Source organism: Microbulbifer mixtoriginis (SeqCode) (assembly GCF_052466695.1).
In genome coordinates this window covers 1,703,368-1,720,050 of sequence record NZ_CP174285.1, presented here as the reverse complement: position 1 = coordinate 1,720,050, position 16,683 = coordinate 1,703,368, and the positions used below count along the sequence as shown (strand labels likewise).

Genomic DNA, 16,683 nt, shown 5'->3' with positions numbered 1-16,683 from the left:
CTGCTCTATGATTATATCTAAATCCTTCACACAGGGAAGGGGGGGTACCCCCCCAGGCTAGGCATCGACGATGATTACTTCGCCAGTTATAAATCCATCTACAGAACGCTCAAAAGCTTTTCCGACCAAGTGCCCCGGTACGGGCTCAAAGCCTGGCATCATGTCACCGTAGACATCCCAGGCTTCTTCCAATACCGTCGGATTAACCGCATTGATTCGAATCCCCCTGGGGAGTTCATAAGCAACGCATTTGACAAAGGTATCAATTGCTCCACTGGTTGTTGCATCGGCAATTGCCATGGGGATCGGCTTTATGTTTAGAATGCCGGATATTAGCGTAAAGGATCCTTTATCGGCGATATACTCTTGACCTATTCTTACAAGATTGATTTGCCCCATCATCTTGCTCATTACCGTTGTCATCCATTGCTGCTCAGTCATATCGACAAAGTCTGCGTATTCACAGAAACCAACGGTGTTTACGACAGCATCGAAGTCACCCACTGTCTCAAACAGTCGTCTGATAGACTCTTCATCAGTAATATCAACCTGATAGTCACATCCCTTGCCCGAGCGACTTGCTGTGATAACCCTGTGGCTGCTTAACCCTGTTAATGCGGCCTGTCCCATTTTACCTTGTGCGCCAATGAGGATAACATTTTTCACTCTAAGTACCTGTTTTATATGAAGAATTTGCTATTTGCTGCAATGCGATGCTGCTCAATTACTAGGAGAATGCTAGTTTTATTGTGATACAATGTTAAACAGTATTTATTTGTAAGAGATACAAGTGTGAACCAAATAAATCGATTGGAGGTCAAGCAACTCCGAATATTCCAGGCATTAATATCTGAAAGAAGTGTATCTCGTGTCGCAAGCCAGATCGGCCTTACTCAGCAAGCTGTCAGTGAACATTTAAAAAAATTGAGAGATATTTTTAGTGATGAACTTTTTCTCCGGAAAAGCAATGGACTAATTCCAACGCCGACAGCAATAAACTTAGGAGAAAAGGTTGATACGATCCTCCAAGGGTTAGATAAATTGCTGGAGCCATCAGTTTTTGACCCAGCTAAAATAGCGCAAACCTATACCATCGCTGCGACAGATTATTCCCAGCAAGTGGTGCTTCCCAGCTTATTGCCTAAACTCAGAGCGTTAGCTCCCAACTTGAAAGTGGTAATACGGGATATTGCTACAGACAGACTGGAAGAGTTAATGAGTGAAGCCAAGGTGGATTTAATCGTTGCAGATTCGGATATAAATTCTGAGCTGTACTCCTCTATCACGTTATTTACTGATTACTATGTCTGCGTTACGGCAAAGAGTTCGCCTCTGGTAAAGAAGAAGCTAGGTTTGGAGGAAATAGCTTCCGAGCCGCATCTTATGGCATCTCCGCTTAAGTCTGGTGCGGCAGGAATTATTGATGGTTGGTTTGCAAGGCACCGTTTGCGTAGAAATGTTGTTATGTCTACGCCATGTTTTACCACGGTTCCACAATATCTCAAGAAAACAGATATGCTTGCTTTTTTACCTAATCGGGTAGCAAGTGATTCAAACCTTGCCATTCTTAATCTGAAAAACAAGCCTGTAGAGTTTGATGTTATAGCCGCATGGCACCCTCGTTCAGATCATGATGCTTTACATAATTGGGTTGTAAACTTGTTGAGAGAGAGCGTCTAGTATACTTTAGTTGATATTAAAGTACATAAAGGTGCGAGAGGGGTGTAGGGGGTTCAGGAGGTGCTGAGTAAATGAGATCTTTAGAAACGCAATTTTATCAGAAAAATAAATGACTTTTGATTTTTGTTCGTGCAATAAGAAGTTGAATAGGAGAGGCACGTCGGAGAGGGTGGCGTAGAAATATATCAAGCCCTTAAATGCAGAGATTTTAATAGAGCATGAGATTTTGCTATTCCTGTTGTGATGCCGCGGTTTAGCTCTGTGGGTGAGCTTGCCCATTGTGATATTGAGGAGATGTATATCATTTTTAAAGCTAAAGGCACTTTGACTATCGAGGGCGAGAAGATGCGAGCTTCCGCTGAAGGTATAATTTTAAATAAAATAGCTGGAACCCATGGATTAGTTAATGACTTATCGAAAGAGGTGGAATTGTTAATTATTCAAGCCAGTTTGAAGTGATGCCAGCTTAGTAAGTCAGTTAATTTGACGGTAGAAAGTTACCAGGCTTTAATGCCCCAATTTTCATTGGGGTGACGATTTAACAACGTGATTGGGAGTGAGGAAGAGTATTGAAAATGCGAAACTTCTTAAGAATGGTCTTTATTGGGATTGGTTTATCTGTGGTTAATGTGGCTGCAGAAGAAGTCGAGATAGATAAAGACCTCACTATTTATTATGAACAATCGGGGAGTGGCGATACTGCCATTATTTTTATTCCTGGCTGGATGATGTCGGCAGACGTTTTTGAGCATCAACTTGCCCACTTTAAAGATTCTAAAAAGTACCGTGCGCTGGCATATGATCCCCGTGGGCAGGGCAAATCATCAAAGCCCGTCGAGGGGCACACCTATCAACAACATGCTAGAGACCTGGCTAAGTTAATAGAGACATTGGATATAGACAACGTGATCTTGGCAGGTTGGTCATATGGCGTAACAGAGCAATTGGCCTATTTGAATCAGTTTGGTTCCGATAAACTGAAAGCGATGATCATGATTGATACTGGACCAGATATAGCGGGAGCAAGCCGTGATGAGTGGGTTTGGTATCTAAATGATGATTCGGACGGCTATTCACGCTCATTTACTGAGGGCATTATAGAAGATCGAGATAATGTAATTAGTGAATTTGTGAAATGGATGCTTGAAAACCCTTCAAAGGAAAATATTGCCTGGGTTACCCAGATTGCTAATCAGACCTCTAGTAGTGTCGCTTCAATTACCAACGCGACCGGGTTTTACCTGGACTATAGTGATGATCTTGTAGCATTGGAAGGTAAATTGCCCCTATTGTATGTTGTGAGAGAGGAAGTTAAAAGTGTTGCGGATAAATGGATTAAGGCCAATACACCGTCTGCCACTGCTGTTTATATGGGAAAACACATGATGTTTTGGGAGAGACCCAGAGAGTTTAATCAGGTGATCGATCAGTTTCTTTCTGCCATGGAGAATGATAAATAATATATAAGCCCCTGCTTTACTTAACTTGTATTTAGAGTGGTTTCGTGTCGATAAACATAGAGGATCAGGAAAATCTGGTTCTCTGTATTTTTGTTTCAAAAGTTAAAGTGCTCCCCAATGGGGAATGATTTGTAAAGCGCATATTATGTCTAGAAAAATATTATCCTTAAAGGTAAAAAGAAATACGGAACCTAAAAAGGTTGATAAAAAGCAAGAAGATACTTCTGATACAAAGAAGCGGTTCTTAAATGGCGTAGCTATTAATCCATCTGAACCTATTCGCCTTGAGTCAGGTTCTCAGCAACTTACGGTGCGGGCGATGGATTTGATTGCGCCAATTGGCAAGGGGCAACGGGGCTTGATTGTGGCCCCACCGGGCTGTGGCAAAACAACTATCCTCAAGCATATCTGCCAAGCAGTGGGGAAGGCTTACCCCGAAATAAAGCTGTACGCTTTGCTTATTGATGAAAGGCCAGAGGAGGTTACTGACTTCAAGCGAAGTGTACCGGCGGAAGTTTATGCTTCCTCTTCTGATCATAGCTATAAAGAGCATGTGCGGGCAGCTAATGAACTCCTTGATAGGGCCTGTAAGGAAGCCGGTGAAGGCCAGGATGTAATGATTGTGGTTGACTCGTTGACAAGGCTATCACGGGTGCATAATGCGCAGCAGAGTGGTAGGGGACGTACAATGTCAGGTGGGATAGATGCCAGGGCTATGGAGATACCCAGAAAGCTGTTTGGCGCTGCGAGAAAGATTGAAGATGGTGGATCACTTACGATTCTGGCAACGATACTCGTGGATACCGGAAGCCGAATGGACCAGGTGATATTTGAGGAGTTTAAGGGTACGGGAAATATGGAGGTAGTATTGTCAAAGGAAGTTGCGAGACAGCGAATTTTCCCTGCCTTGGATATTGCTAAAAGCAGTACTCGCCGTGAGGAAGTCCTGCTCAACTCGAAAGATATTGCAACTATAAGAGCTTTACGAAGAACGCTTGCCAGCCTCAAGACTGTAGACGGCACTAAAAAACTTATTGAACTCCTTAAAAAGTACCCGACTAATGCGGAGTTACTTGGCCACTAATTTTGGTTAAGTTTAAGGGGAGTATTTAGCCGCTTAACATATTAGGGGTTAGTTACTGAAAACCCGAGACCTTATTATGACAGCTGTTAGTCAGTTGAGGGCTTCACACTTTAATTCTGTGGTGTGTTTTTGCAGGATGCTCTTCAATAGCTTCTCCCTCTAGTATTTCACTACCAGTTTGGTAGCGCATTGTCATCTGGCCAGTTGCAAGCAGGGTTCCTACACTGTCATAAACTTCGGTATAGGAATAAAAGATTTTATGCCCCGAGCTGGTCAACTTACCTATGGCGGTTAACTGGTTGGTTTTGGCTAGACCGGTGAAATTGGTTGTTAATGAAAGCGTGAGGGACTTACGCCGACGATTTGGGTATGGGCAGTAGAGACCACAGTAGGAACCGGCAATATCAATTAACGTTGTAATAAATCCCCCATGGGGTACTCCGTGGCTATTCAAATGCTCAGGAAGTACGGTTACGCTGATCACTACACGGCCTTCCTGCCACTCATCAATTTTCACACCCAAATGATCATTAAACGGTGGTTGTTTTTTATTTTGCCAGCTCATTTCGACTTACCTTTTGGGAAATTAGTTAGGAACAGGGTGCGTTCGGGCAGCCTGCTGGGTGGAGAAATACACTGTGAGCAGGCCTGCTGTGACCACTATACAAATTCCTATCATCGCAATTGTGTTAGGTAGATGTTGCCATATCAGCCAGCCAAAAATGCCCGCAATAACCACTCCAAAATAGCTGATTGGTGAAACTACACTGGGTTTTGCATAACTATAAGCTTTGGTATAGAGCCATATCGCTAATAAAACAGAAACCCCATTAAAAGCCAGGTAGGGAATAGTCCAGCTAGGTATTGATTGCCAGTAGTAGATACCCAGGGGAAGGCTGCACATAAATGAGATAAGGACATAGTAAAACAAAATAAGACTCGGCTTATCAGTGCGAGACAGAATACGTGTGCCCACCATAGAGGCAGCTAGAGTAATACCTGACAGTAAGCCGAAGGCGTGGCCACTACTGATACCATGGATATCAGGTTGAAGAATCAGTGCGATACCAAGTAGCCCAAGCACAATGGGTAGCCAGCTTGTGGCGGGAATCTGTGCACGCGCCCAAAGCCAGGCTACAAGCGGAACAAAAATAGGGGCGGCATTGCGCAGTAAGCCTGCCTCCATCAATGAAATACGGCTGAGTGCATAAAAGTAGGAAAAGAAGCAGAGCCAGCCTGCAAAGCCGCGCAGTAAATGGGTTTTCCAGTGTTGTGTTATGAGCTGTTGGGGTGACTGGCGCACCAGCCAGGGAATAAGTAATAGTAAGCAGATGCTGTATTGGCTGAGAACTATTAAAGGTACTGGTACCGCGGGTGATATCCATTTACTGGCTGCGGCGGCTGTACTGGCAACCATAGCGGTGGCCAGTGCGTAACCTATGCCTTTCCAATTGTTTCTCTTAACCCTGGCTTGGATCGCTTTGTGGTGATCTGGCGGTTCTGGTGACTGTTCGAGCTGCAGCTCATTAAGACGCATTTGGCTCGGTCGTAGTTTCGATTCTATTAACGTATCAGGCCTTATCATTGTGCTGCCAACTAAAAATCTCTCAACTTTGGCAAAAAGGGTAACCGGTACTTTTACCGGTTACCCTTGAGAAGCGAATACTATCGCTGATCGTCTGTCCAGTCCGTAAATGTTTTACCTTCTTTTGCCAGTTGGACGAGCAATGGTGCAGGAGTCCAGTTGGCTTCGCCATGTAGGTCACGGAATGTGCAAATAGTATCGTAGATCTTTTTCAAGCCTATGCTATCTGCGTAAAACATGGGGCCGCCACGATGGGGGGGGAAACCATAGCCATAAACATACACAACATCAATATCACTGGGACGTTGGGCTATTCCATCTTCCAGAATCCTGGCTCCCTCATTAATTAGAGAGAAAGTAAGGCGATTAAGAATTTCTTTATCAGAGATTTCTCGCCGCTCTATCCCGTACGCTTTGGCTTGAGCCTCTATCATTGCTTCGACTTCGGGGTCACTGGTACGAGCGCGAGTTTCTGGGTCATAGCGGTAATAACCGGCTCCACTCTTTTGGCCCAGGCGTCCCATCTCTACTAAAGCATCCGCAATGCAGTAGGTTTTGGGGTCGCCTTTTTCTGCTTCGCTCAGGCCCTCGCGGGCCTTGTGGCCAATATCGAGACCGGCCAAATCTCCAACCGCTATGGGCCCCATGGCCATGCCCCAGGATTGCATTACGGTATCTATTTGCTCCGGGGTGGCTCCTTCTATCAAACAGAGTTGCGCTTCACGGGCATAGGGCCGCAGCATCCGGTTGCCAATAAACCCATAACAGTTTCCGGCCAGCACGGGAACTTTCTTGATAGTTTTTGCCAACCGCATTGCGGTAGCAATAACATCGTCGGCGCTCTTTGAGCCACGAACGACTTCTAGAAGTTTCATAACATTGGCGGGGCTGAAAAAGTGTAAGCCGATAACATCTTCTGGCCGATTGGTAGCAGCGGCGATCTGGTCGATATTCTGGTAGGAAGTGTTTGTTGCGAGAATGGTGCCGGGTTTACAGTATTGGTCCAGCTTGGAAAAAATTTCCTTTTTAAGCGTTACATTCTCAAACACAGCTTCGATAACGAGGTCTACCTCTACCAGGTCGGAATAGTCAGTGGTGCCCTGGATTAGTGAGAGGCAGTGTGTTTTTTGGGGCTCTGTAATCTTCCCCTTTTTCATACTGATACTGTAGTTCTTGTCGATTACTGCTCGGCCACGTTCTACGGCAGCTTGATCGATATCTAGCAGTTTGACTGGGATACCGGCATTGGCAAAATTCATGGCGATACCTCCCCCCATCGTGCCGCCGCCAATAATGCCAATACTGTTTATTTCTCTGATAGGGGTATCTTTGGAGAGACCCTGAACTTTTGTCGCACGTCGCTCGGCAAAGAACATATGCCTCAGGGCGGCGGACTGACTTGAGAGTAGGCATTCGATGAATAGATCCAGCTCTTTAGCCAGCCCTTTATCGAATGGCAGCTTCACTGCTGCCTCCACACAGGAGACAATATTCTGTGGGGCCAGTTGACCAGGTGCTCTTTTTTCCAGTCGCTGGCGGAAATCCTCGAACAGGCCCTCTGGAATACTGGCAGGATCTATTGTGATGTCCCGGACTCTGCGTGGTGGGGCTTTCTGGTCAATTAGTTCGCGAGCAAAGGCGAGGGCCCCTTCGAATAGATCATCATCAACCACGTGATCGATCAGCTTCATGCTTTTGGCTTTCGCGGCCGGGATTGGGGCACCTTTGGTGATCATTTCTAATGCAGCCGCAACGCCGGCCAGACGTGGAGTGCGTTGAGTACCACCGGCCCCAGGCAATAACCCCAATTTAACTTCAGGCAGGCCGACTTTGGCAGATGCCAGGGCACAGCGATAGTGACAAGCCAGTGCCACCTCAAAGCCCCCGCCCAATGCGGTACCGTGAATAGCTGCAATCACCGGTTTACGAGAGTTTTCGATTTCGGTAATCACTTCAGATAAGGCAGGTGCCTGTGGAGGCTTACTAAATTCTGTGATGTCTGCACCAGCAATAAAAGTGCGGCCTTCACATATCAAAACCAGTGCCTGAGAGGCATCTTCCTGGGCACTCTTGATCGCTCCCCAAATGCCTTCGCGCAGCCCGTGGGAAAGCGCGTTGACAGGGGGGTTGTTAAGTCGAATAACACCAATATCGCCAATAAGTTCATAATTTACGGTAGACATTGTTATCTCCAGATCTTAAATGACTATTAGATGGTTTCTCCTAGAGGGTCTCGCCGGTTTTTATATACGCTCTATTATCACTGCGATTCCCTGGCCAATACCAATACACATGGTGGCTAACCCGTAGCGCCCGCCGCTACGCTCCAGCTGGCGTAATGCTGTGAGTAGAATGCGGGCTCCGCTGGCGCCGAGCGGATGCCCAACTGCAATTGCACCACCATTGGGGTTAACCCTGGAGTCCTCGTAATCAATCTCGAGCAATTTCAGGCAGCCCATGGCCTGTACAGCAAATGCCTCGTTAAACTCCATGACATCCATATCTCCCAGGCTCAAGCCTGCACGAGCCAATGCCTTACGGGTAGCCGGGACCGGGCCTAAACCCATTACTCTTGGCTCCACTCCCGCAATAGCACTGGCGAGAATACGTGCGCGGGGCTTGAGATCTACGGCCTGGCCGGCTTCCTGGCTGCCAATAATGAGTGCTGCGGCACCATCGTTGATTCCGGAAGCATTTCCGGCAGTCACTACGCCGTCTTCAAACAATGGGCGTAGTGTTTGCAGGCGCTCCAGGCTGGTATCGGGGCGGGGATGTTCATCAGTATCGATAAGGCGGGGTGGTTGCTTTCTGCCCTGTGGCACCTCGATAGGGATAATTTCATCAATAAAAAAGCCATCAATACGCGCGCTTTCATATTTTGCTTGTGAAGCTAGTGCAAAGATATCGCACTCTTCCCGCTGAATATTGAGGTCTACGGCGATATTGTCTGCAGTTTGCGGTATGGTATGGCTGCCAAATTCTGCAACAATATCGGGATTGGTGAAGCGCGGACCCAAAGTGGTATCCGCCAGTTGCTGGGTGCGATCGAAAGGGCTGCTTGCTTTGGAGAGGACCAAGGGGGCACGGCTCATGGATTCAACACCACCGGCAATGAACAAATCACCTTCCGAGGCCCTGATGCAACGTGCTGCATCGGCAACGGCAGATAAGCCTGAACCACATAGGCGGTTTACCGTAATACCACCGGTGGAGATCGGCAGACCTGCAATTAGCCCGGCAAAGCGAGCGATATTACGACTGTCCTCACCGGCCTGATTGGTATTTCCGGCAATCACATCCTCAAATTGCTTGTGATCGAAATTATTACGTTCAACCAGTGCTTTAATGACATGCGCGAGCATATTGTCTGGCCTGATACTGGAAAGGCTACCTCCATGGCGACCAAAAGCACTTCGGCCGCCATCATAGATATAAGCTTGTGGCATTGTCAGTTTTCCCAGTGACTGATTATTGTTTTGTGAGCAGTAGTAAATGTCCGCGCTTAATCAAACTCCAGCGCTACCGGAATGTTTTCCAATGCCTCCTCTGCTACCGTTTTAGCTGAAGGTTTTTCCAGACGAACTTTTGCAACCTGGCCCAGGGCACTATCAAAACGGGCAGAAAACTCTGCAGATATATTTTTTTCCTGAAGTGCCTGGCCAATAACATATTCGGTAGCGCGATTGCGCAATGCGGGTTTGAATACCTTGGCTACTGCGGTTAGGGGAATTTCATCAATAATCTCTACCCGCTTGGGTATCGCTGCACGTTCAGAAATCTGGGTGCGGCAGTAGTCGATAAGCTGCTCTTCTGTGGGTGGATTTTCGGACGGGTATAGAGTGACGTAGGCCACCGGAACCTCACCGGCATAGGCATCGGGCTGGCCAACGGCAACAGCCATAGCCACGGCGGGGTGACGGCTTAGTGGCTCTTCAATCAAGGCTGGATCTATATTGTGGCCGCCACGAATGATTAAATCCTTGGCTCGCCCGGTCAAATAAAGATTGCCATCGCCATCGACATATCCCATATCGCCAGTATTAAACCAACTGTGGTCAACCCAAGCCTTGGCGTTATCCTCTTCGGAGAGATAGCCTGAAAAAATATGTGGCCCCCGTGCAAGTACAATACCGACTTCACCGGTGTTACAGGTTCTCACTAGCCGGTTTCCATCCAGTTCGGCAATTTTCATTTCCATATAAGGGAGGCGGCGGCCGACGCTGCCCTCGGGTGCTTGCATATCTGTTGGGGGGCGGGCCAGCAGGCAGCTGGACTCTGTCATGCCATAGCCGTTACTTACCGTCACATTGAATTTTTCCTCAAACGCACTCTTAAGCGCTGCGGGTAAAGGCGAGGCCCCACAGCCAACATCTGTCAGGCAGCTGATGTCATTGTCGCCCACAGGGATTTGCATCAAGATGCCGAGAATAGTGGGCACGGCGCCAAAGCCCTGTACACGGAAGCGGGCGACGTGATGCCACCAGTTGGGGAGCACATTGGGGGAGCGAAAACCTGAGGGGGTCATTATAACAATCGTGCGGCCGGCGAGCAGAGTGCCAATGCCGGCGACCACAGTGCCGAAAATGTGAAACAGAGGAAGGCCACTGAGGGTAGCAAATCGCCCCTTACTCGATGTCGTGTCCACACTCAGCTGTGCGACAAACGCAATATTGCTGTGGGTCAGGCGTGCAATTTTAGGCCGCCCGGTTGTCCCTCCGGTGTGGAAGTAACTGGCAATTTCATCGCCTTGAATAGTTCTCCCACTAATTAAATGGTCATTTGGCTGTTGGGCAATAGCCAATACAAAATTCTCTACCTTAATGCCGGAAGGTATGGATAGGGTGCTAACCGGTTTTTTACTGATTAGCAGCAGTGCCTTCAAGGTTGGAACCTGCTTAATGACCTGCGCAACCTTTTCCCAAATCTCCTCACTGAGATCCTGCCCAAGGCTGACTAATACCTTAGCTTTGGTGGCATTCATGATCTCGGCGATATGCTCCGGTTCCAGCAACGGATTGATAGGGCTGGCGATTCCCGCGGCTTGTCCACCCCAGAGTGCAAAATGCGTTTCAGGAAGGTTGGGTAATAGCAATGAAACGGTATCTGTCGAATTAATACCGAGAGAATGGAGTAGATTGGCGGTTTGGTGAACTTTTTCGGATAGCTGCGAGTAGCTCACAGTCACACTTTCTTCATCTGGTACAGCGGTGGGAAGAAATTCGATGGCTGCATCTTGTTGGTAAAGACGGGCGGCCTGCCGAATTAAATCGTAGGTGTTTTCCCAGGGATAACGTTGTAACAAAGGTACTTTTTCATATTCCTGGATTTCTGCAAGAGATTGCAGCATGGGACTGCCAGTGGAAGTGGACGTGATAGACATGGGGGCTTCTCTCACTATGGTTATTATGTTGATGACAATATCAAAAGTGAAAAGAGCATTCCACTCTGCGGAATTCAATGGTAATGTTTTGTGCGTCGAGTGGTTATTTAAAAGCTAATTGGTGGGAATTGGCGGATAAATATTTACATCAGCTATATATAAACGCCACTAAGTAGAAAGTTGCGTCAATAGAGTTGGCTCGATAATTGAGGACCTACTTGCGTGAGTCGGAAAAAGTCAAAAAAGCGATGCTCAGATATCAATATCATCCTGAAATTGTTTGTAGATAGGTTTAATTAAGACAAAGAGTGGAGCTCGCCGAGCCAGATCGAAAGTGAATTTATTCCGCTTGTATAAGGGAACTTCCGAATTTAGTACATGTTGATTGTGCAAGTTGGTGAAGGAAGTTAGCTGAAAAATCTCTGCCAATTGCACCCATATAAACAGGAGCAAGCGAATGAATATAGATTTTTCCCCCGAAGAATTAGCTTTTCAGCAGGAAGTTAAGCAATTCCTGCAAGAGAAGCTTCCGGCGGATATCAGTGAGAGGACTCTGGATGAAATTCCCCTGGGAAAAGAGGACTATGAACGCTGGCAAAAGATCCTGTACGAACAGGGTTGGGCTGCGACTAACTGGCCAGTTGAATATGGGGGTACCGGTTGGACGCCAACACAAAAATACATATGGGCCAATGAGTGTGCCAACTTCGGCGCGCCAGATGTAATTCCTTTCGGCTTTAAAATGGTTGCACCGGTTATCTTCACTTATGGTAGTGAAGAGCAAAAACAGCGGTTTTTACCAGATATTTTGGCAAGTAATGTTTGGTGGTGCCAAGGGTATTCGGAGCCAAATGCGGGCTCTGATTTGGCGTCGTTAAAAACCACAGCAGTGCGAGACGGTGATGAGTATATCGTTAATGGCACCAAAACCTGGACTACTCTGGGACACTGGGCCGATTGGATTTTCTGCCTGGTTCGTACCGGAGGCCCCGAAGTCAAAAACCAGGCCGCAATCACTTTCCTATTAATTGAAATGAACCACCCGGGCATTACTGTATCGCCCATTATGACTTTGGGCGGTCATCATGAAGTGAATGAAGTGCATTTTGATAATGTACGGGTACCAGTGGCCAACCGTATTGGAGAGGAAGGTCACGGCTGGACCTATGCCAAGGTACTGTTGACCCATGAACGCACGGGCATTGCACGGGTTGCTACTTCCAAAAAACGTTTACAGACTTTAAAAAAACTGGCAGGTGATACTTGTGATGGTGACGTCAGCCTCCTGGAAAATCCAGCCTTTGCGCAAAAGCTCGCAGAAGTTGAAATAGATCTTTTAGCTTTGGAGTTTACTGAGCTAAGAGCACTCGCGGCAGTGAGTACCGGTAATGCACCGGGACCGGAATCCTCCATTTTAAAAATTAAAGGAACTGAAATCGCCCAACTTATTGATGAACTTTACATGGAAACTGCGGGTTACTACGGAATGCCATTTGTCCGAGAGCAATTTAAAAGCGGATTTGATGGCGAGCATGTAGGCCCTGGAGTTATTACCAGCAGCGTGCCCCGTTACTTAAATAACCGTAAATCCTCGATTTATGGTGGCAGTAACGAAATTCAAAAAAATATTATCAGCAAGTGGGTACTTGGTCTGTAAACGCGACGTTTAATGAGGATTGGAACGATGGATTTTTCCTATAGTGAAGAGCAGCAGATGCTACAAAGCAGTGTGAGCAAATTTATTCAACAGGATTATAACTTTGATCGTCGCAGTAAGTTAATAGATAGTGATACTGGGTTTAGTGAAGATAACTGGAAGTTATTTGCTGAGCTGGGCTGGCTAATGGTTCCATTTAGTGCAGAAGACGGTGGTTTGGGTGGCTCTGCTGTTGATCTGATGGTAGTGATGGAAGAGTTTGGTCGTGGCCTGGTAGTGGAACCCTTCCTGGCCAGTGCAGTTTTAAGTGGTGGACTAATAGCAAGCGGTGCCAATGAGGCGCAGAAGCGAGAGCTAATTAGCTTGTTGATGGAAGGCCAGCTGCAGCTGGCATTTGCATTTGCTGAGCCCCAGAGTCGTTTCAATCTGTCTGATATTGCCACTAAAGCTATAAGGAGCGGAGACAGCTATGTAGTGAATGGCCACAAAGCCGTTGTTTTGAACGGCTCAGCCGCAGATAAACTATTGGTGGCAGTACGTACTAGCGGCGGCCAACATGATTATGAAGGTATCACTTTATTATTGATAGATGCCAACTCTGAGGGTATTCATCGCCAGGGATATGCCACTGTGGATGGGCACCGTGCGGCTGAAGTAAAGTTTAATAACGTGATGGTCCCTGTGGCAAACCGAGTTGGGGAAGAGGGAGCAGCTTTACCTGTAATCGAACAGACAATTGACCGGGCCACACTGGCGCTGTGTGCCGAGGCAGTAGGAGCCATGGAGAAAATTTATAAAAAGACCGTGGAATATACAAAGACCCGGGAGCAGTTTGGCGTTCCCATTGGTAAGTTCCAGGCCTTGCAACACCGGATGGTGGATATGTTTACCGAATATGAACAGGCCCGCTCTATTCTATTAATGGCAGCGTTACAGTTGGATGTGAATAATGGCGTTGCCCCTAAGGCAATTTCTGCAGCAAAAAGCCGCATTGGAAAAGCTGCCCGGTTAGTAGGCCAGGAAGCAATTCAGTTACATGGCGGTATAGGGGTTACAGAGGAGTTGGATGTGAGCCATTATTTTAAACGCTTAACCACAATCCAGTATTTCTTCGGTAGTACAGATTATCATACTCGCCGATTTGCCGGGCACTAGCGAGGCAGGCAGCCGTGAGGTGATGAGTTATCCCCCAGGTTGGTCGCATTGCGCTACTAACCTGGGGTTAAGCTATCTAGTAGCGGATCAGCATGGCCTCTATATTGCCGACCATATTTTTCAATAAGGGGGCGACTTCTTCTTCCAGGAATTCTGGACTCAGGCGGTAAGCAGGTCCGCCCGCATTAAATGTATAAATGCGCCCCTGGCTTAATTGTAGGGGGACAGCAATACCATTAACATCGCGGTTCCAGTCGCCAAAGGAGCTACAAAAGCCGCGCTGCTTATAGCTTGCTACCGCTTCTTCAATTCCAACCTTGATTTTAGGCCAGCGCTCGCTATTTCTTTTCTCCAGGTGCCCATAAAAGTACTCGCGCTCCTCTTGAGGTAGCGCTGCCAGGAAAGCCCTTCCTGAACCACTGGTAGCTAAAGAAACACGGTTACCTATTTCGTAGCGAAAAGTCGTAACATTAGCGGCTGCACAAAACTCGACAAATATCATGTCGAGTCGATCACGGTCAGACAGCCCTACAGCAGTTCCTGTGGAGTTTGCAAGGTCTTGCATTAGGGGTTTGGCAACCTGCCGAATAGCCAGATTAGAGACGAAAGAGTAACCCAGCGCTAGTACGCCGCTACCTAATTGGTACTTTTCCAGTCGGTCTGAGTAGGTCAAATAGCCTAATTTTGTCAGAGTATAGGTTAACCGTGAAATACTGGAGCGAGGCAAGCCTGTGCGTTGGGCGATTTCAAGGTTACCCAGAAAGCCATCACCGGGCTGAAATGCCCGCAGAACATCCAGTCCTCGGGCGAGGGCTTCAATAAACTTGCGATCGGGTTCTGCGCTTTTCTTTCTTGGGAGATCACTCAGCGGAGCCATGGTCTTAAATCCTGCTTCTACAGTAGCAAGTATACAAATTTTACTCCTGGATCTGAAGTTAGATACTTAGCCTTAAAGAGAAATTTAGGCCTGTGAAGGGTGTTTGGAAAATAATGAGCAGTAACGTAAATTGTGGTTGTACTTGGAGGGCAACTGTGAGTCCCGGGCAAGAGTGTTCTTTAAAGCAGATATGGTTTAATTGTATTTTTTGCGGAATACCTATATATACATTCTATTTATCGTATTTTGCATAGTTGCTCCTTGTTTCAAAGATGAAATTAGTGTTTGAATCCGTTGCCAGTGAACTTTTCCAGGTTTGAGCTCATTTAAAAAAGAATTTTAGATATGATAATAAGGCTTCTCATTAGTATCACAATGGCTTTGATTGTCGTTAGTAACTGTTATGCCATAGATGATAATGTTGGAAAAGAAATAAAATCAGCTCTGGAAGAGCTGTCTAATAGCAACCGCTTAATTGGCTCACATTTTGTTGCGGTAGTTGATAAGAACGGGCTTGATTTCTTTTATGCCTATTCTGAAGGTGGCCCTCAAGTTACAGAGAACACGCCTTTCTTAATCGCAAGTCACACAAAGTCTTTTACCAGTACTTTGATGGCTATCCTGCATAACTCGGGCAAGTTAGATTTAGATAAACCCATATCATCTTATAAGCTCCAGCTGGGGCTTGAGGGAAAAGTTGACACCAATAAAATCAGTGTTAGGGATTTACTTACCCATACGTCTGGATTTACAAGTGTTCAACATACCTTCAAGTCAGCTTTTTTAGGTTATTCCGGTCAAGAGGAGCTGGTACATTCATTAAGTGAGAATCTACTTATAGCGCCAGATTACAACTTTAGGTATTCAAATACGGGCCCGATAGTCGCGTCGATGATTGCAGAGAATGTCACTGGAAAAGCTTGGGGAGAGCTTATAGAGAAGTATATAACTGAGCCTCTGGATATGAATTCGACTACGAATAAGGTATCCAAAGTGGATAATTTTCTTCCATCTATTATCACCTCCAGTGATGGTAATATCTTCACTTCAGGACATTTCAAGACTGATCTAACGATGCACCCCTCAGGAGGCTTGGTTTCTACTGTAAGTGATTTGGCGACATGGCTTCAGGTAAATATAAATAAAGATAGGTCAAATGTATCTAAGATTAATATTTTTTACGAGCTTCATGAAAAGCAGGTAGATCAATCAAAAACCTATTTCACCTATAAGAGAACAGGCTACACCTTGGGGTGGGATCTGGCAGAGTATAATGAAGAGACTCTTTTGACTCGGTTTGGGAATTATGGTGGATATAGCATCCATGTATCATTTATACCAGAAAGAGAGATAGGTGTAATTGCATTCACTAATCAGGATGCGGCTTATATGTTACCCCATGTAATAGCTAATTACACTTACAACTCAATTTTAAATAAAGCAAATAGGGATATGCTGTTTGAGCAGGAGATGAATCGACTGAAGAAATCTGTTCGAGGCGAGCTATTGGAAGCGCCAGATCCTGCCTTGGTTGTGAGCGCCGAAAATTTCCCAAGAAACTTGCTTGGTATCTATGTGAATAGTAATGGCTGGCCGGAGCAAAAACTCTATATTGAGGGTGATAAAATAATGGTTAGTTGGGGAGGGCTCAGTGGACCATTGCTAAAAACTGGGGACGTATATAAGGTGCATTTAGGAGCGCTCCAAAGAGATCTTTCATTTCATTTTCAGGGTAAGGGCGTTGTAATGTCTCAGAATGGATCAGTCAAGTTTATTAAAATATAAGCTGGGTGCTAAAGAGGTGT

At 46.3% G+C, this 16,683-nt stretch carries 14 protein-coding genes; 7 read left to right on the top strand and 7 right to left on the bottom strand.

The annotated features are described in order from the left end of the window. Window positions 1-57: 57 nt before the first annotated feature. A complete protein-coding gene (locus ACJJI0_RS07420; protein WP_444885351.1) occupies window positions 58-666 on the bottom strand; it encodes a short chain dehydrogenase in 609 nt (202 codons plus the stop codon). A 126-nt stretch (window positions 667-792) separates the two neighbouring features. Between ACJJI0_RS07420 and ACJJI0_RS07415 the strand changes: the two genes are divergently transcribed. From ACJJI0_RS07415 to rho, 4 genes are all read left to right on the top strand, one after another. Next, on the top strand, window positions 793-1,680 hold the full coding sequence (locus ACJJI0_RS07415; RefSeq protein WP_444885350.1) for a LysR family transcriptional regulator: 888 nt from the start codon (window positions 793-795) through the stop codon (window positions 1,678-1,680). 261 nt (window positions 1,681-1,941) lie between these two features. Then, window positions 1,942-2,139 (top strand): hypothetical protein, encoded by a 198-nt coding sequence (locus ACJJI0_RS07410; protein ID WP_444885349.1) that lies wholly within the window; start codon window positions 1,942-1,944, stop codon window positions 2,137-2,139. Between the two features lie 116 nt (window positions 2,140-2,255). Beyond that, window positions 2,256-3,140 carry an alpha/beta fold hydrolase gene (locus ACJJI0_RS07405; protein WP_444885348.1) on the top strand — a complete coding sequence of 295 codons (885 nt, stop codon included), beginning with the start codon at window positions 2,256-2,258 and terminating at the stop codon, window positions 3,138-3,140. 145 nt (window positions 3,141-3,285) lie between these two features. After that, entirely contained in the window at window positions 3,286-4,224 is a 939-nt protein-coding gene (gene rho / locus ACJJI0_RS07400) for a transcription termination factor Rho (RefSeq protein ID WP_444885347.1), read from the top strand. A gap of 103 nt (window positions 4,225-4,327) precedes the next feature. Here the strand turns inward: rho and ACJJI0_RS07395 are convergent, their stop codons facing one another. The 5 genes from ACJJI0_RS07395 to ACJJI0_RS07375 form a co-directional block, all read right to left on the bottom strand. Next, entirely contained in the window at window positions 4,328-4,789 is a 462-nt protein-coding gene (locus ACJJI0_RS07395) for a PaaI family thioesterase (protein WP_444885346.1), read from the bottom strand. A 21-nt stretch (window positions 4,790-4,810) separates the two neighbouring features. Next, a complete protein-coding gene (locus ACJJI0_RS07390; RefSeq protein ID WP_444885345.1) occupies window positions 4,811-5,761 on the bottom strand; it encodes a DMT family transporter in 951 nt (316 codons plus the stop codon). A 128-nt stretch (window positions 5,762-5,889) separates the two neighbouring features. Further along, a complete protein-coding gene (locus ACJJI0_RS07385; RefSeq protein WP_444885344.1) occupies window positions 5,890-7,992 on the bottom strand; it encodes a 3-hydroxyacyl-CoA dehydrogenase NAD-binding domain-containing protein in 2,103 nt (700 codons plus the stop codon). A 60-nt stretch (window positions 7,993-8,052) separates the two neighbouring features. Beyond that, complete coding sequence (locus tag ACJJI0_RS07380) at window positions 8,053-9,255, bottom strand: 3-oxoadipyl-CoA thiolase (RefSeq protein WP_444885343.1); 1,203 nt, start codon at window positions 9,253-9,255, stop codon at window positions 8,053-8,055. Window positions 9,256-9,311: 56 nt separating this feature from the next. Beyond that, window positions 9,312-11,189 (bottom strand): acyl-CoA synthetase, encoded by a 1,878-nt coding sequence (locus ACJJI0_RS07375; protein ID WP_444885342.1) that lies wholly within the window; start codon window positions 11,187-11,189, stop codon window positions 9,312-9,314. A 457-nt stretch (window positions 11,190-11,646) separates the two neighbouring features. On the opposite strand from ACJJI0_RS07375, the gene ACJJI0_RS07370 reads away from it, so the two are divergent. Further along, on the top strand, window positions 11,647-12,846 hold the full coding sequence (locus ACJJI0_RS07370; protein ID WP_444885341.1) for an acyl-CoA dehydrogenase family protein: 1,200 nt from the start codon (window positions 11,647-11,649) through the stop codon (window positions 12,844-12,846). Window positions 12,847-12,873: 27 nt separating this feature from the next. After that, the gene (locus ACJJI0_RS07365) at window positions 12,874-14,001 is read left to right on the top strand and encodes an acyl-CoA dehydrogenase family protein (RefSeq protein ID WP_444885340.1); all 1,128 of its coding nucleotides are present in this window, start codon (window positions 12,874-12,876) and stop codon (window positions 13,999-14,001) included. Window positions 14,002-14,077: 76 nt separating this feature from the next. On the opposite strand, the gene ACJJI0_RS07360 is transcribed toward ACJJI0_RS07365, so the two are convergent. Next, window positions 14,078-14,878: an IclR family transcriptional regulator gene (locus ACJJI0_RS07360; RefSeq protein WP_444885339.1), complete on the bottom strand. Its 801-nt coding sequence runs from the start codon at window positions 14,876-14,878 to the stop codon at window positions 14,078-14,080. A 375-nt stretch (window positions 14,879-15,253) separates the two neighbouring features. Between ACJJI0_RS07360 and ACJJI0_RS07355 the strand changes: the two genes are divergently transcribed. Then, window positions 15,254-16,663: a serine hydrolase domain-containing protein gene (locus tag ACJJI0_RS07355; RefSeq protein WP_444885338.1), complete on the top strand. Its 1,410-nt coding sequence runs from the start codon at window positions 15,254-15,256 to the stop codon at window positions 16,661-16,663. Window positions 16,664-16,683 lie beyond the last annotated feature (20 nt).

What these genes read in the sequence shown, in the direction of transcription:
- ACJJI0_RS07405 (WP_444885348.1), top strand. Translation starts at nt 2,256, where the DNA reads ATGCGAAACTTCTTAAGAATGGTCTTTATTGGGATTGGTTTATCTGTG.
- rho (WP_444885347.1), top strand. Translation starts at nt 3,286, where the DNA reads ATGTCTAGAAAAATATTATCCTTAAAGGTAAAAAGAAATACGGAACCT.
- ACJJI0_RS07395 (WP_444885346.1), bottom strand. Translation starts at nt 4,789, where the DNA reads ATGAGCTGGCAAAATAAAAAACAACCACCGTTTAATGATCATTTGGGT.
- ACJJI0_RS07390 (WP_444885345.1), bottom strand. Translation starts at nt 5,761, where the DNA reads ATGCGTCTTAATGAGCTGCAGCTCGAACAGTCACCAGAACCGCCAGAT.
- ACJJI0_RS07385 (WP_444885344.1), bottom strand. Translation starts at nt 7,992, where the DNA reads ATGTCTACCGTAAATTATGAACTTATTGGCGATATTGGTGTTATTCGA.
- ACJJI0_RS07380 (WP_444885343.1), bottom strand. Translation starts at nt 9,255, where the DNA reads ATGCCACAAGCTTATATCTATGATGGCGGCCGAAGTGCTTTTGGTCGC.
- ACJJI0_RS07375 (WP_444885342.1), bottom strand. Translation starts at nt 11,189, where the DNA reads ATGTCTATCACGTCCACTTCCACTGGCAGTCCCATGCTGCAATCTCTT.
- ACJJI0_RS07370 (WP_444885341.1), top strand. Translation starts at nt 11,647, where the DNA reads ATGAATATAGATTTTTCCCCCGAAGAATTAGCTTTTCAGCAGGAAGTT.
- ACJJI0_RS07365 (WP_444885340.1), top strand. Translation starts at nt 12,874, where the DNA reads ATGGATTTTTCCTATAGTGAAGAGCAGCAGATGCTACAAAGCAGTGTG.
- ACJJI0_RS07360 (WP_444885339.1), bottom strand. Translation starts at nt 14,878, where the DNA reads ATGGCTCCGCTGAGTGATCTCCCAAGAAAGAAAAGCGCAGAACCCGAT.
- ACJJI0_RS07355 (WP_444885338.1), top strand. Translation starts at nt 15,254, where the DNA reads ATGGCTTTGATTGTCGTTAGTAACTGTTATGCCATAGATGATAATGTT.